The sequence below is a fragment of the Ruegeria sp. CG8 genome (assembly GCF_056537165.1).
In genome coordinates, this window is sequence record NZ_JBQFRA010000002.1 from 429,762 (window position 1) to 443,567 (window position 13,806).

15 protein-coding genes are annotated in these 13,806 nt (G+C 62.6%); 9 read left to right on the forward strand and 6 right to left on the reverse strand.

Going from position 1 to position 13,806, the window contains the following annotated elements; genetic code table 11:
- Nucleotides 1-12: 12 nt before the first annotated feature.
- Nucleotides 13-504 (forward strand): DUF2244 domain-containing protein, encoded by a 492-nt coding sequence (locus tag ACR0EF_RS08105; RefSeq protein ID WP_170372254.1) that lies wholly within the window; start codon nucleotides 13-15, stop codon nucleotides 502-504.
- Between the two features lie 6 nt (nucleotides 505-510).
- On the opposite strand, the gene ACR0EF_RS08110 is transcribed toward ACR0EF_RS08105, so the two are convergent.
- Complete coding sequence (locus tag ACR0EF_RS08110; protein ID WP_170338416.1) at nucleotides 511-996, reverse strand: GatB/YqeY domain-containing protein; 486 nt, start codon at nucleotides 994-996, stop codon at nucleotides 511-513.
- Nucleotides 997-1,179: 183 nt separating this feature from the next.
- On the opposite strand from ACR0EF_RS08110, the gene carA reads away from it, so the two are divergent.
- Together carA and ACR0EF_RS08120 are read left to right on the forward strand one after the other, a co-directional pair.
- Nucleotides 1,180-2,346, forward strand: a complete 1,167-nt coding sequence (gene carA, locus ACR0EF_RS08115) for a glutamine-hydrolyzing carbamoyl-phosphate synthase small subunit (RefSeq protein WP_170338414.1) — start codon at nucleotides 1,180-1,182, stop codon at nucleotides 2,344-2,346.
- Nucleotides 2,347-2,435: 89 nt separating this feature from the next.
- On the forward strand, nucleotides 2,436-4,355 hold the full coding sequence (locus tag ACR0EF_RS08120; RefSeq protein WP_170370712.1) for a glycosyltransferase family 2 protein: 1,920 nt from the start codon (nucleotides 2,436-2,438) through the stop codon (nucleotides 4,353-4,355).
- Here the strand turns inward: ACR0EF_RS08120 and ACR0EF_RS08125 are convergent.
- Entirely contained in the window at nucleotides 4,312-4,959 is a 648-nt protein-coding gene (locus tag ACR0EF_RS08125) for a GntR family transcriptional regulator (protein ID WP_093962488.1), read from the reverse strand. The two genes, ACR0EF_RS08120 and ACR0EF_RS08125, sit on opposite strands and share 44 nt — an antisense overlap.
- 101 nt (nucleotides 4,960-5,060) lie before the next feature.
- Here ACR0EF_RS08125 and ACR0EF_RS08130 point away from each other — a divergent pair, with 101 nt between their 5' ends.
- From ACR0EF_RS08130 to ACR0EF_RS08140, 3 genes are all read left to right on the forward strand, one after another.
- Nucleotides 5,061-5,705 (forward strand): pyrimidine 5'-nucleotidase, encoded by a 645-nt coding sequence (locus ACR0EF_RS08130; protein ID WP_170370713.1) that lies wholly within the window; start codon nucleotides 5,061-5,063, stop codon nucleotides 5,703-5,705.
- A gap of 123 nt (nucleotides 5,706-5,828) precedes the next feature.
- Complete coding sequence (locus ACR0EF_RS08135) at nucleotides 5,829-6,077, forward strand: hypothetical protein (RefSeq protein ID WP_093962490.1); 249 nt, start codon at nucleotides 5,829-5,831, stop codon at nucleotides 6,075-6,077.
- A gap of 74 nt (nucleotides 6,078-6,151) precedes the next feature.
- Complete coding sequence (locus tag ACR0EF_RS08140; protein ID WP_170372252.1) at nucleotides 6,152-7,348, forward strand: UbiH/UbiF family hydroxylase; 1,197 nt, start codon at nucleotides 6,152-6,154, stop codon at nucleotides 7,346-7,348.
- 13 nt (nucleotides 7,349-7,361) lie between these two features.
- On the opposite strand, the gene ACR0EF_RS08145 is transcribed toward ACR0EF_RS08140, so the two are convergent.
- The gene (locus ACR0EF_RS08145; protein ID WP_170370715.1) at nucleotides 7,362-8,489 is read right to left on the reverse strand and encodes an aminotransferase class V-fold PLP-dependent enzyme; all 1,128 of its coding nucleotides are present in this window, start codon (nucleotides 8,487-8,489) and stop codon (nucleotides 7,362-7,364) included.
- A 231-nt stretch (nucleotides 8,490-8,720) separates the two neighbouring features.
- On the opposite strand from ACR0EF_RS08145, the gene ACR0EF_RS08150 reads away from it, so the two are divergent.
- Nucleotides 8,721-9,422: a GntR family transcriptional regulator gene (locus ACR0EF_RS08150; protein ID WP_170363152.1), complete on the forward strand. Its 702-nt coding sequence runs from the start codon at nucleotides 8,721-8,723 to the stop codon at nucleotides 9,420-9,422.
- 3 nt (nucleotides 9,423-9,425) lie between these two features.
- On the opposite strand, the gene ACR0EF_RS08155 is transcribed toward ACR0EF_RS08150, so the two are convergent.
- Together ACR0EF_RS08155 and ACR0EF_RS08160 are read right to left on the reverse strand one after the other, a co-directional pair.
- A complete protein-coding gene (locus ACR0EF_RS08155; protein WP_170372250.1) occupies nucleotides 9,426-9,884 on the reverse strand; it encodes an Lrp/AsnC family transcriptional regulator in 459 nt (152 codons plus the stop codon).
- Nucleotides 9,881-10,336, reverse strand: a complete 456-nt coding sequence (locus tag ACR0EF_RS08160) for an Lrp/AsnC family transcriptional regulator (protein ID WP_170338399.1) — start codon at nucleotides 10,334-10,336, stop codon at nucleotides 9,881-9,883. The genes ACR0EF_RS08155 and ACR0EF_RS08160 overlap by 4 nt, the downstream gene beginning before the upstream one ends.
- Nucleotides 10,337-10,467: 131 nt before the next feature.
- On the opposite strand from ACR0EF_RS08160, the gene ilvC reads away from it, so the two are divergent.
- Nucleotides 10,468-11,490 (forward strand): ketol-acid reductoisomerase, encoded by a 1,023-nt coding sequence (gene ilvC, locus ACR0EF_RS08165; protein ID WP_093962496.1) that lies wholly within the window; start codon nucleotides 10,468-10,470, stop codon nucleotides 11,488-11,490.
- A 72-nt stretch (nucleotides 11,491-11,562) separates the two neighbouring features.
- Nucleotides 11,563-12,465, forward strand: coding sequence for a DMT family transporter (locus ACR0EF_RS08170; protein ID WP_170372248.1), 903 nt, complete (start codon nucleotides 11,563-11,565; stop codon nucleotides 12,463-12,465).
- Here ACR0EF_RS08170 and glmM read toward each other — a convergent pair.
- Entirely contained in the window at nucleotides 12,459-13,805 is a 1,347-nt protein-coding gene (gene glmM / locus ACR0EF_RS08175; RefSeq protein WP_170372246.1) for a phosphoglucosamine mutase, read from the reverse strand. The two genes, ACR0EF_RS08170 and glmM, sit on opposite strands and share 7 nt — an antisense overlap.
- Between the last annotated feature and the right edge of the window lies 1 nt (nucleotide 13,806).

Consider the following 13,806-nt stretch of genomic DNA (forward strand, 5'->3'; position numbering starts at 1 on the left):
TATTTTTGCAATATGCCCTATCATTGGAACGTCAGCTCGAACTCGGAACAGGAATTGCGCCTTTGGCCGCACAATTCCCTGCCACCGCGCGGCGCGATGGCCGTCGTGCTATCGGTTTTCCTGTTTGGACTGATCCCCCTGCTTGCAGTTCTGGGATCGGTTCTGCTGTGGGGGTTATTGCCGTTCCTTCTGTTGACGGTGGCAGGCCTATGGCTTGCGATCCAGGCAAACTATCGGTCCCGAAACGTGTTTGAGGTCCTGACGCTTACCGGAACCCAAGCACGCCTGATCCATCACAGTGCCCGGACCGGCCAGCAGGAATGGAGTTGCAATCGATACTGGGCCCGTCCGGAAATGCACAAGGCCGGCGGACCGGTCCCGAACTATGTGACCCTGTCGGGTGAAGGACGGGTGGTCGAGATTGGCGCGTTCCTCTCAGAGGAGGAACGCATTGCCTTGTATGATGATCTGGTAAAACGGCTGCGCGAACCGGCACCCGAATAAAGCGCGTCAGCAGTCGCCGTTCGACGCGGCGCACAGGTGGTCTTTGACCAGCGGCCCCACCTTTCCAAAGTCCATCTGGCCTGTGTAGTTGGCCTTGAGCTCGCCCATGACCTTGCCCATGTCCCGGATCGACCCGGCACCGGTCGCGGTGATCGCCGTCTGGATGGCCTTTGCGACCTCATCATCATCCAACTGCTTGGGCAGGAATTCCTCGATGATCTTCACCTCGCGCAGTTCGCGCTCGGCCAGGTCCAAACGACCGCCTTCCTCATAGGCCCGCGCGCTTTCCTTGCGCTGCTTGCTCATTTTCCCAAGAATCTCAAGAACATCCGCGTCATCGCAGCCCTTGGCCTCTTCGTTTCCGGCCGCGCGCAGCGCGATGTCCCGATCCTTGATCGCGGCATTGACCAGCCGCAGCGTCGACAGACGCTCGGCATCCTTGTCCTTCATTGCTTGCTTCAGGGCAGTGGTCACCCGAGTTCGCATATCCATCTGTTCTGTCCATCCCCATGGCAACGGAACCCCGAACATATCTAAACAAAATCCGAGGCACAACAGCAGACAGATAAGGCTAAATCATTGAAAAACAACAATAGCCCAAAATTTGAACAGGGTTGACCCGAGGCACCAACCCCCTTAGTTATGCGCCGATTTACCCGATAGGAGAGTCGCGCCATGGCCCATCAAGCCACGTCCAAGCCCACCGCATGTCTGGCTCTGGCCGACGGAACGCTCTTCTTCGGAACCGGGTTCGGCGCCACGGGGCAAACCGAGGCCGAGCTGTGTTTCAACACCGCGATGACCGGGTATCAGGAAATCATGACCGACCCGTCCTATGCCGGGCAGATCGTGACTTTCACTTTCCCTCATATCGGCAATGTCGGCGTAAATCCCGACGATGACGAAACCGCCGATCCGGTGGCCGCGGGCATGGTGGTCAAGTGGGACCCGACCGAGCCGTCGAACTGGCGCTCGGCCGAGCGGCTGACCGACTGGCTGGCACGCCGTGGCCGGATTGCCATCGGTGGGGTCGATACCCGCCGGCTGACCCGTGCGATCCGCCAGCAAGGCGCTCCGCATGTCGCGCTGGCCCATGACCCGCAGGGCAACTTCGACATCGAAGCCCTGGTAGCAGCGGCGCGTGGTTTCGCCGGTCTGGAGGGCATGGATCTGGCCAAGGATGTGACCTGCGCCCAAAGCTACCGCTGGGACGAGATGCGCTGGGCCTGGCCGGACGGCTACCAGCGTCAGGAAGCGCCGTTGCACAAGGTCGTCGCGCTGGACTACGGCGCAAAACGGAACATCCTGCGTTGCCTGGCCTCGGCCGGTTGTGACGTGACGGTCCTGCCCGCAACCGCAACCGCGGCTGAGGTGCTGGCGCACGACCCCGATGGCGTATTTCTGTCCAACGGTCCCGGAGACCCGGCTGCCACCGGCACTTATGCGGTGCCGATGATCAAGGAAATACTTGAAACCACGGATCTGCCGCTTTTCGGGATCTGCCTTGGTCACCAGATGCTTGCATTGGCTTTGGGCGGCAAGACCATCAAGATGAACCACGGACACCACGGCGCCAACCACCCGGTCAAGGACCTGGAAACCGGCAAGGTCGAGATCACCTCGATGAACCATGGCTTTGCGGTCGACGCCCAATCGTTGCCTGCCGGGGTGGTTGAAACCCACCGGTCGCTGTTCGATGGCTCGAACTGCGGCATCCGCATGTCCGATCGCCCGGTGTATTCGGTTCAGTATCACCCCGAAGCCTCGCCCGGCCCGCAAGACAGCTTTTACCTGTTTGAACGGTTTGCCGCGGCCATGGCAGACCGAAAAGTGCGCGCTTAATCCCGCAGGTTTGCGGACCGCGTCAACGTTAACCCGGAATTAACCTTGATTGAGCAACTCTGACCCGACACTTCGGGCAGGGTTCTATGATGGTTGAATTGAATTTTCTGGGTCACGGGCCTGCGACCCCGGTTTTCGGCATTGGCCCCCGCAAACCTTTGGGCACTTGCCTGATCGACTTGGGGGTGATCACCCCCGCTCAACTGGATCACGCCCTGAAACTGCAGGAGCGGCAGAACGCTCCTCTGGGCGAAATTCTGGTTGGCGAGCATATGGCCTCGCGCGGCGATGTGTTGTTGGCGCTGGGCCAACAACATGGGCTGCAGATCGCCGATCTGAAAAACACGCCGCCACCCGCTGACCTTTGCGCGCTGCGCCCGATGCAGTTCTGGCTGACGCACAATGCCATTCCGTGGCTGCGAGTCGGGCCCGTGCTCTTGGTCGCGACAGCCTACCCAGACCGCTTTGATGAAATAAGGCCCGGGTTGGCAGATTGCGCCCAGACCGTCCTGCCGGTTTTGGCCGCACCCGATGACATCGACCAAGCCATTGCCCGACACTACGCAAAATCTTTGGCTGAGGCGGCGGAAACACGGGCGCCGCTATCGCAAAGCTGCCGCTCATGGACTGCGAGTTCACGTCTCCTGCCGACCCTCTTGGCGCTGGCCGCGCTTGCGGGCCTGGGTCTGCAACCGAATGCCGGGCTATCCCTGCTGTTCTGGGCAGCAGTTTCAACGCTGATCCTTTTCCTGATTCTTCGGCTGGCCGGGTTGATATCGTATCTCTTCCCCAAAAAGGCCGAGAAACCAGACGGTCTGCTTGCGCAACACCGCCTGCCCTGCGTGTCCATTCTGGTGCCGCTGCACAAGGAACGGGAAATCGCCGGTGCGCTGATCCAACGGCTGACACGCCTGACCTATCCAAAGGCGCTGTTGGACGTGATCCTGGTCTTGGAAGAGCATGATGACGTCACCCGGTCAGCGCTTGCGCAGACCACCCTGCCCAGCTGGATCCGAACGCTGGAGGTGCCCGATCTTGGCAACCTGACCACCAAACCACGGGCGATGAACTATGCGCTGGATTTCTGCCGAGGAGAGATTTTGGGCGTCTGGGACGCCGAGGATGCGCCTCTGCCAGACCAAATCGAGACCGTGGTGGAGCAATTCGCCCGCGCGCCCGATGATGTGGTCTGCCTGCAGGGTGTTCTGGACTACTACAACCCGCGCACCAACTGGCGCTCGCGTTGCTTCACCATCGAATACAGCGGTTGGTTCCGCGTGATCCTGCCCGGAATCGCGCGGTTGGGTCTTGTGGTGCCGCTGGGTGGAACGACGTTCTTCTTCCGCAGGGACAAGCTGTTGGAATTGGGAGGCTGGGACGCTCACAACGTGACCGAGGACGCGGATTTGGGGGTTCGGCTCAGCCGCGCGGGCTATCGCACCGAAATAGTGAAAACCGCCACGTATGAAGAGGCCAATTTCCGCGCCTGGCCTTGGGTGAAGCAACGCTCGCGCTGGCTCAAAGGGTTCATGGTCACATACCTTGTCCACATGCGCTCGCCCCTGGCATTGATGCGCGATCTGGGGATGTGGCGCTTTCTGGGTGTCCAAGCCTTTTTCCTGGGGACGGTCGGACAATTCCTGCTTGCCCCGGTGCTGTGGGTCTTCTGGCTGACCTTCATGGGGCTGACGAACCCATTTGAAGCTGTATTGGCACCGCAAATCTTGAACGCCTGTGTCTACCTGTTCCTGACCGCCGAGGCCGCGAACATCCTAGTTGGAGGCTTGGGCGTGGTGGCCGGCGGTCGCCGTTTCCTGCTGCCGTGGGTGCCGACCATGGCACTCTACTACCCCTTGGGCGTGGCAGCAGCATACAAGGCGCTGTGGGAACTGGCGGTCAGACCATTCTTCTGGGACAAGACCCAGCACGGACAGGCCAGCGAAGAAGTGCAGCCAGACGAGGAAGCTATTTCTCGCGCCGGATTGCATCCTGCTTCAGCCGGGTCATGAACGCGACCGAGATATGTTCCTTCAGAGCTCGGTCGGCGGCTTCTTCGTCATGAGCCGCGATTGCCTCGACGATCCCCTTGTGCTCACTCTGAGCGATCTCACCGCGGCCCTGCGCGGCCAATGAAGTCGTTGCCATCAGAGCCATGGTGCGATGGACAAGGTCCAATTGCTGAACAAGGTAGCGGTTGTGCGACGCAAGGTGGATCTGCTCGTGGAACCGCCGGTTGGCCCGGGAAAGAGCCACTGGATCATCCACAAGCGCGTCATCGGCTTCGACCATATCCTGCAGGACTTTGATTTCCTCATCCGTGGCGTGGCGCGCGGCCAGTCGGGCCGCCAGCCCTTCCAATTCACGTCGAACGACATAGAGCTCGGCCATCTGGTTGTGGTCCAACGAGGCCACGATCAGCGACCGCCCGTCACGTTCCAGCAGCGACTGCGTCTCGAGCCGCTGCAGCGCTTCGCGGATCGGGGTGCGCGACACGCCGAACCGCTCGGCCAGTTCGCTTTCCACCAGCCGGTCGCCGGGTTTGTACACCCCCACGTCGATCGCTTCGAGGATCAGGCTGTAGGCATCGGTCTGGGGCTGTCGGGACTGGTTCATTGGGTCGGGTCTCTCCTCGTTCGGACCTGTCTATCCGGGCCATGGGTCTGCAATCAAGTGCGCCATTGAAAACCCGGTGGTCGCGGCCTAAACCCAAGCCTATGGTCAAGCCCGCATTTTCACATGTCACACAATGGGTGTTCGATCTGGACAACACCCTGTATCCGCCACACATGCGCCTGTTCGATCAGATCGAGGTGCTGATGACGGAATACGTGGTCGAAGCCCTGCGCGTCGACCGGGCCGAGGCTGACCGGCTGCGCCAGCACTATTGGCGCGAACACGGCACCACGTTGGCCGGACTGATGGCCGAACATGATCTGGACCCCGAGCCCTATCTGCACGCGGTTCATCAGGTCGACCTGAGCCACATGGAACCCGACCCTGCGCTGGCCGCGCATATCCGGGCCCTGCCCGGACGGCGCATCGTCTACACCAACGGCAGCGCGCCCTATGCCGAGCGGGTTCTGGCGTCACGCGGATTGGACGGGCTGTTCGACGCGATCTATGGGGTCGAACATGCGGGGTATCGGCCCAAACCGGACAAGGCCGCGTTTGAAACGGTCTTTTCCCGCGACGGCATCCACCCCGACCGCGCTGCGATGTTCGAAGACGAGCCTCGCAACCTGAAGGCCCCGCATGACATGGGCATGCGTACCGTGCATGTGGCCCCCGATCCGCATGACGCGGATCACATCCACCACCACACCGATGACCTGACCGCCTTCCTCGCGCGCCTGATCTGAACCACCCGAGACTGCGACGAAATGCACCTGCGCGCGGCCTGAAACTGCGACGATCCGCGCATTCTGCGGGTGCACAGTCGTTCTTACATCAGGCTCAGCGACGAACAGAACTGGAGACGCCCGATGACCGCGATCGAGATGCCCGGCCGCCTGCCTTTTTGGCAGCGCCTGCTTTTTGCAATTCCCCTGTTTGGCTGGCTGGCCCGAGATGCGGCCAATGGCAAGCCCGAGGATCTGGGCTATACCGTTGCGGCGCTGGTCAGCATGTGGGGCTGTTCGGCCCTGTTGTTCGGCCTGCCGGGCCTGTATCTGCCGGCCCTGGCGATGGTGCCGGTGATGTTCCTGATTCTGGTCCTGATTTCACGCGGCTAGACCACGGGACAGGATGTCACTTGGCGCAGGCCCCAGAACCGCACTAGGGTCCGCAAGCAACGGAGAGTGACGCGATGACCGACAGTTGTGACATCCTGATTTCCGGCGGCGGCATCGCCGGGCTGACTGCGGCGGCCGTATTCGGCGCCGCGGGGTTCGACGTGATCTGCGTGGACCCGACCCCGCCCGTCACCGACCGCGACGCCGACGGGTCCGACCTGCGCACCACCGCGTTTCTGCAACCGGCCCACGGCCTGCTGCAGCACTGCGGGTTGTGGGACCGGCTGGAACCGCACGCCGCGCCGCTGCAGATCATGCGCATCGTGGACGCGGGCGGCGACACCCCCGAGCCGCGCGTGGTGCGCGATTTCAACGCCGCCGATATCTCGGATCAGCCCTTTGGCTGGAACCTTCCCAACTGGCTGCTGCGGCGCGAGATGGTGGCCCGGCTGCACGAACTGCCGAATGTCGATTTCCGCCCCGGCACCGGCACCGTCAGCCTGTTCACGCGCACCGCCGAGGCGCGGGTGGGCCTGTCCGACGGCACGCGCATCCGCACGAAGCTGGTGATCGCCGCCGATGGCCGCAACTCGCCCATGCGCGAGGCTGCGGGGATCAAGGTCCACACTACGCGTTACGGGCAAAAGGCAGTGGCCTTTGCGGTGACGCATCCAATCGCCCATGAAAACGTCTCGACCGAGATCCACCGGTCCGGGGGGCCGTTCACGCTGGTCCCCCTGCCCGACTGGCAGGGCCAGCCCTCGTCGGCGATCGTGTGGATGGAGCGCGGCCCGCGCGCAGTCGACCTGCTGAACCTGCCAGAGGCAGAATTCGAGGCCGCAATGACCGAGCGGTCCTGTGGCCTGTTCGGACCGCTGAAACTGGCCTCGCGCCGGACGATCTGGCCGATCATCAGCCAATCGGCCGAGCGTCTGTCGGCCCAGCGCGTGGCCCTGACGGCCGAGGCCGCCCATGTGGTGCCCCCGATCGGGGCGCAGGGGCTGAACATGTCACTGGGGGATCTACGCAGCCTGCTGGACCTGGCCCAGGCCCGACCCGAGGGTCTGGGAGATGCCCAGATTCTCGATGCCTATCACAAGTCCCGCCATGCCGAGATCGAACTGCGCGTCAAGGGGATCGACCTGCTGAACCGCGCCTCGATGGTCGAGGCACGGCCGTTGCGCGATGCACGCGCTGCCGGGCTGAACGCGCTTTATTCGATGCCGGTGGTGCGCAAGACGCTGATGCAGATGGGCCTCGGCGTGCGCTGAGGCCCTTTCCGGCCTACAGCACCTGATCCAGCACCCGCTTCAGCCGGGCCACCGTGCCATCGACATCATACAGCTTGTCCAGCCCGAACAGGCCCAGGCGGAAGGTGCTGAACCCTTCGGGCTCGTCACATTGCAGCGGCACGCCGGCGGCGATCTGCATGCCCAGCGCGGCGAATTTCTTGCCGTTCTGCACCTCGGGGTCTTCGGTGTAGCTGACCACCACCCCCGGTGCGCCAAAGCCTTCGGCCGCGACCGAAACGACCCCCTTGTCGCGCAGCATTGCCCGCACCGCATTTCCCAGTCGCCATTGCGCATCGCGCAGCTTTTCGAACCCATAGTCACGGGTCTCCAGCATCGTATCGCGGAACGCCCGCAGCGCATCGGTGGGCATGGTGGCGTGATAGGCATGGCCGCCGCCCTCATAGGCCTGCATGATCTGGCGCCACTTCTTCAGGTCCAGCGCGAAACTGTCCGAGGTTGTCTCGGCCAGCCGCTCTTCGGCGCGGTCGGACAGCATGACCAGACCGGCGCAGGGCGAAGCGCTCCAACCCTTTTGCGGGGCCGAGATCAGAACGTCCACGCCGGTGGCCTTCATGTCGATCCAGGCACAGCCCGAGGCGATGCAGTCGAGCACCATCAACGAGCCGACCTCGTGCGCTGCGGCAGCCATCGCGGTGACATAGTCATCCGGCAGAATGACCCCGGCCGAGGTTTCCACATGTGGCGCGAACACCACGCTGGGTCGTTGGCTGCGAATGGTTTCGACCACCTCGTCGATCGGCGCGGGCGCAAAGGGCGACGGGCTGGAGTTCCCCGTTTGACGGGCGTTCAACACGGTGGCCGAGGCCGTCAGCCCTCCGGTTTCGATGATCTGGCTCCAGCGATACGAAAACCAGCCGTTGCGCACCACCAGCACGTTGGCACCGCGGGCGAACTGGCGGGCCACAGCCTCCATCGCGTAAGTTCCCCCGCCCGGCACCACGGCCACGCCGTCCGCGCCATAGACCTCACGCAGCATCCCTGAGATGTCGCGCATCACCTGCTGGAATGCCTGCGACATGTGGTTGAGCGAGCGGTCGGTGAACACGACCGAGAATTCTTCGAGCCCGTCCGGATCGACTGTATTCAACAATGCAGGCATGCTGTCTCCTTTTCTGGGTTGCTCACTTTCTGAAGGCTTTGCATCTGTTGGTAAAGTGCTCATTGACCCTCATTCGCTTCCCTTAAGTCAACGGTCAGAAGCCTGGCTGCACACCCGATTCAATAGCCTGATAGGCCGAATTGACGCCAATTAGTGTCACCTCTCCCTTTACACCTTGACGTGTTTCTGAACAGATACACACATCTTGAGCTTGAAAGGATATTTTAGACCGTGAACGTTCAAAAGCGGATCAGTTTTCAATTCGTTCGGGACGAAGTGAAGCGGCGGATCGAGACACGGGTCTGGCCCCAAGGTTCCTTGCTGCCGACCGAAACCCAGCTTGCCGAAGAGTTCAACTGCGCGCGCGCAACCGTCAACCGTGCGCTGCGCGAACTGGCCGAGCAAGGGTTCGTCGAGCGCAAGCGCAAGAGCGGAACGCGGGTCAAGAAATCACCCAGCAAACAGGCCAAGCTGGAACTGTCGCTGGCCCGTCAGATCGTCGAAGACCAGAACCAGACCTACCGCTATGCCCTGGTCGAGCGCAGCATCGACAAGAGCCCGGGCTGGCTCAGCTCGCAACTGGGTCTGCCGCCGCAATCGCAGATCCTGCATCTGGTGTGCATGCACTATGCCGACAACCGCCCGTTTCAGCACGAAGAACGCTGGATCAACATTTCGGCCGTCCCCGAGGTTGAAGATGCCAATCTGGAAGAGGTCGGGCCGCATGAATGGCTGTTGAATGCGAACCCCTTCATTGACGCCGAGCTTGCACTCTACGCCATTTCCGCCGACAGCCACTTGGCAGATTATATGGGAACGACGACCGGGGCCGCGATGATTCAGCTTGAGCGCACGACATGGAAAGACGGACAGCCGGTTTCGTTTGCCCGCCTGACCCACCATCCAGGCTATTGTATCCGTACCCGCTACTGACCGCTACCCAATCGGCCCGGACAGGCGTTCTTCGCTCAGCAGTACATTTGCTTCGACATCCCCGGCCCCCGGCAGGGTTATGATGCGCCGACGCAGGACCCGTTCAAAGTCCGCCAGGTCGCGCGCGACCACGCGCAGTCGGTAGTCATACAGGCCCAGTACGTGTTCCACGGTTTGGACTTCGGGAATGGCGCTGACGGCGCGTTCGAAATCCTCGAGGCTGACCTGCCCTTTGCGGGCCAGCTTGACGCCCAGAAATACGGTGACACCGAACCCCAGTGCCTCGGCGTTCAGGCGCAGCCTGCGCCCTTTGATGATGCCCGCCTGCTCCAGCCGCCGGATCCGGCGCCAGGTGGCAGGCTGCGACAGACCGAAACGCCGCCCCAGCGCACCTGCGCTCTGTGTGGCGTCCTGCGCCAAGGCGCGCAGCAGTTTGCGGTCCAGTTCATCCAGTTCGATCATACCGGCAGCACCTCGTCCCGCTTGACCCGCGCGATGTGCATCAGGGCCTCGATATCGGCGATATGCGGCAGGGTCAGGATACGGTCGCGATAGACCTGCTGATAATGCGCCATGTCCCGCGCGATGACGGACAGGCGGACATCCACCCTCCCCAGAAAGGTCTGGATCTCGATCACCTCGGGCACCTTGCGGCCGGCTTCGGTGAATTCGTCGAAGGCGCGCGGCTGGGTCTTGTCCAGGGTCACCCGCAGCGACACCTCGACCGCATAGCCCATAGCGGACCAGTCAATCACGGCCTCCTGCCCCTGAATGATCCCGACGGCCTGCATCTTCTCGATCCGCCGCCAGCACACGCCATTGCTGATCCGGCACCGCTCGGCCAGTTCGGCGGTGCTCAGGCTCGGGTCGACCTGAAAATGGCGCAGGATACGGCGGTCGATGTCGTCAAGCATGACTTTTTCAAGTTTTCCGGTTTCTAAGAATTAATCTTCGCTTCTGTCGTCAATATCCAATGCCATCGCTCTCGCCAATAGCAATCACTGCAGATAGAACCGCAGCAATCGAAACAGAAAGGACCGGCAAAATGCGCGTCTATTACGATCGCGATTGCGACATCAACCTGATCAAGGACAAGAAAGTGGCCATTCTGGGCTATGGCTCTCAAGGCCACGCCCACGCGCTGAACCTGCGCGACTCAGGCGCCAAGAACCTGGTCGTCGCCCTACGCGAAGGCTCGCCCTCGGCCAAGAAAGCCGAAGCCGAAGGCCTGCAGGTGATGGGCATTGCCGAGGCCGCGGCCTGGTGCGACGTCATCATGTTCACCATGCCCGACGAGCTTCAGGCCGAGACCTACAAGAAATATGTGCATGACAACATCAAGCCCGGCGCGGCCATCGCCTTTGCCCACGGCCTGAACGTGCATTTCGGCCTGATCGAGCCGAAAGAGGGCGTGGACGTCATCATGATGGCCCCCAAAGGCCCCGGCCACACGGTGCGCGGCGAATATGTCAAAGGCGGCGGCGTGCCCTGCCTGGTGGCCGTTCACACCGACGCGACCGGCAAGGCGCTGGAAATCGGCCTGTCCTACTGCTCGGCCATCGGCGGCGGCCGTTCGGGCATCATCGAGACCAACTTCCGCGAGGAATGCGAAACCGACCTGTTCGGCGAGCAGGCCGTTCTTTGCGGCGGTCTGGTCGAACTGATCCGCTGCGGCTTTGAAACCCTGGTCGAGGCCGGCTATGCGCCCGAGATGGCCTATTTCGAGTGTCTGCACGAGGTGAAGCTGATCGTGGACCTGATCTATGAAGGCGGCATCGCCAACATGGACTACTCGATCTCGAACACCGCGGAATACGGTCAATACGTGACCGGCCCGCGCATCCTGCCCTATGAGCAGACCAAGAAGGCGATGAAAGAGGTTCTGAACGACATCCAGCAGGGCAAGTTCGTGCGCGACTTCATGCTGGAAAACCAGGTCGGTCAGCCCACGATCAAGGCCTCGCGCCGTGCCAATGACGAACACCAGATCGAAGAAGTCGGCAAAAAGCTGCGGGGCATGATGCCCTGGATTTCGGCCGGCAAGCTGGTCGATCAGGAAAAGAACTAAGCCCGAACGGCTTGAACCCAAGGGCGGCCCCGGAGGCCGCCCTTTTCATGCAGAACAGATGAACAGGCAGCGATGGTGCCTCAACCCGACATACGCGACTGGAGCGGCGTCATTGCCCTGGGCCTGATCTGGGGCGGCACCTTCATGGTCGTCGCGATGGCGTTGGAAGACTATGGCCCGATCACGGTGGCCACTGCGCGGACGACGCTGGGCGCGGTGATGCTGTTGGCCTTGATGGGGCTGACCGGGCGGCGTATCCCCAGCCTGACACCAAGTCTGGCGTGGTCGGTGATCCTGATCGGCATCCTGTCCACCGCGCTGCCTTTCGTGCTGCTCAGCTGGGGGCAGCAATATGTACCCTCGGCCTTTGCCGGGCTGTCCATGGCCGCAATTCCGCTGATGGTTCTTCCGCTGGCGCATTTCTTCTCGGATGAACCCCTGAACGCACGTCGTTTTGTGGGGGTATCGTTGGGCTTCACCGGAGCGCTGGTGCTTATCGGCCCGGGGCTTGCGCAACTGGGCAGCGGGGCCGAGCCGCTGGCCCAACTGGCCTGCATCGGGGCGGCGTTCTGCTATTCGGTGGCGTCGATCCTGACCCGGCGCTGCCCGCCGATCGACCCGGTGGTACTGGCCGCACTGACATTGGTGGTGGGCGCGGTGATCCTGCTGCCGATCATGTTGACGACCGAGGGCGTGCCCGCCCCGCAGGGTCTGCGCCCAACCCTTGCCTTGATCGTGCTGGGACTTGTGCCAACGGCCTTTGCGACGTTGCTGCGGGTGTCGATCATTCGCAGCGCCGGGTCGGTCTTCATGACGCTGGTGAACTATCAGGTGCCGGTCTGGTCGATGATCTTCGGCGCATGGATCCTGTCCGAGGCGCTGCCGCTGCGGTTCTACATCGCGCTGGCGCTGATCCTGACCGGAATGGCGATTAGCCAATGGTTCAGTTTGCGCAGGATGCTGTTGGGCTACTGACGCGCGGCGGCTTCGACCTCGGCCACGATCCCATCGACGACCTGTGCCAAAAGGGCGTCGTCCTCGCATTCCGCCATCACACGGATCAGGGGCTCGGTCCCCGACTTGCGGATCAGCAGCCGCCCCTGCCCGTTCAGCCGCGCCTCGGCATCGGCAATCGCGGCCTTTACCGTGTCCGCTTCCAGCGGGGCCTGCCCCTCACCATAGCGCACGTTCTTCAACAGTTGCGGCACCGTCTCGAACTGCTGCGCCAGATCCGAGGCTTTGCGCCCCGAATTCACCATCTCGGCCAGGAAATGCAGCCCCGCCATCAGGCCATCACCCGTGGTGGCATAGTCGCTCATGACGATATGGCCGGATTGCTCACCGCCAAGGTTGAACCCGCCTTCCCGCATACGCTCGACCACATAGCGGTCACCGACCGCCGTCCGTTCCAGCCGCAGCCCGCGCGCGCCCAGAAACCGTTCCAGACCCAGGTTCGACATGACGGTCGCAACAAGCGCGCCGCCTTTCAGCCGTTCGGAAGTGGCCCAGGCGGTAGCCAGAAGGGCCATGAGTTGATCGCCATCGGCGACCTGTCCGGTTTCATCCACGATCACGACCCGGTCGGCATCACCGTCGAGGCAGATGCCCACATCCGCCCCATGCGCCACGACGGCCTCGGCCGCCACACGCGGCTGGGTCGAGCCGCAGCCCAGGTTAATGTTCTTGCCGTTGGGTGCCGTTCCCACCGGGATCACTTCGGCCCCCAGCTCCCACAGGACCTCGGGCGCGGTGCGGTGCGCGGCGCCGTTGGCGCAGTCGATCACCACCTTGAGGCCATCCAGACGCAGCTCGCGCGGCAGAGATGACTTGACCCGCTCGCCATAGCGGAACCGCGCGTCATCGACGCGCCGGGCGCGCCCGATATTCTGCGCCTGCGCGGGTTTGACCCCCTCTTCGATCAGCTGTTCGATTTCAAGTTCGGCCTGATCGGACAGTTTGAACCCATCGGGGCCGAAGAACTTGATCCCGTTGTCCTCGGCCGGGTTGTGGCTGGCCGAGATCATTACACCCAGATCGGCCCGCATCGACCGGGTCATCAGCCCGACTGCCGGTGTCGGCACCGGCCCCAGCAGCAGCACGTTCATGCCGGTCGACGTCAGACCCGCCGTCAGCGCGTTTTCCAGCATATAGCCCGACAGGCGCGTATCCTTGCCGATCACCACCCGGTGAACGCCCGAGCCATCCCGGCGGAAGTACCGCCCCACCGCCGCGCCGATCCGCAAGGCCATCTCGGCCGTCATCGGATAGGTGTTGGCGGTGCCCCGCACCCCGTCGGTTCCGAACAGCTTGCGCATA

What these genes read in the sequence shown, in the direction of transcription:
- ACR0EF_RS08105 (WP_170372254.1), top strand. Translation starts at nt 13, where the DNA reads ATGCCCTATCATTGGAACGTCAGCTCGAACTCGGAACAGGAATTGCGC.
- ACR0EF_RS08110 (WP_170338416.1), bottom strand. Translation starts at nt 996, where the DNA reads ATGGATATGCGAACTCGGGTGACCACTGCCCTGAAGCAAGCAATGAAG.
- carA (WP_170338414.1), top strand. Translation starts at nt 1,180, where the DNA reads ATGGCCCATCAAGCCACGTCCAAGCCCACCGCATGTCTGGCTCTGGCC.
- ACR0EF_RS08120 (WP_170370712.1), top strand. Translation starts at nt 2,436, where the DNA reads ATGGTTGAATTGAATTTTCTGGGTCACGGGCCTGCGACCCCGGTTTTC.
- ACR0EF_RS08125 (WP_093962488.1), bottom strand. Translation starts at nt 4,959, where the DNA reads ATGAACCAGTCCCGACAGCCCCAGACCGATGCCTACAGCCTGATCCTC.
- ACR0EF_RS08130 (WP_170370713.1), top strand. Translation starts at nt 5,061, where the DNA reads ATGGTCAAGCCCGCATTTTCACATGTCACACAATGGGTGTTCGATCTG.
- ACR0EF_RS08135 (WP_093962490.1), top strand. Translation starts at nt 5,829, where the DNA reads ATGACCGCGATCGAGATGCCCGGCCGCCTGCCTTTTTGGCAGCGCCTG.
- ACR0EF_RS08140 (WP_170372252.1), top strand. Translation starts at nt 6,152, where the DNA reads ATGACCGACAGTTGTGACATCCTGATTTCCGGCGGCGGCATCGCCGGG.
- ACR0EF_RS08145 (WP_170370715.1), bottom strand. Translation starts at nt 8,489, where the DNA reads ATGCCTGCATTGTTGAATACAGTCGATCCGGACGGGCTCGAAGAATTC.
- ACR0EF_RS08155 (WP_170372250.1), bottom strand. Translation starts at nt 9,884, where the DNA reads ATGATCGAACTGGATGAACTGGACCGCAAACTGCTGCGCGCCTTGGCG.
- ACR0EF_RS08160 (WP_170338399.1), bottom strand. Translation starts at nt 10,336, where the DNA reads ATGCTTGACGACATCGACCGCCGTATCCTGCGCCATTTTCAGGTCGAC.
- ilvC (WP_093962496.1), top strand. Translation starts at nt 10,468, where the DNA reads ATGCGCGTCTATTACGATCGCGATTGCGACATCAACCTGATCAAGGAC.
- ACR0EF_RS08170 (WP_170372248.1), top strand. Translation starts at nt 11,563, where the DNA reads ATGGTGCCTCAACCCGACATACGCGACTGGAGCGGCGTCATTGCCCTG.
- glmM (WP_170372246.1), bottom strand. Translation starts at nt 13,805, where the DNA reads ATGCGCAAGCTGTTCGGAACCGACGGGGTGCGGGGCACCGCCAACACC.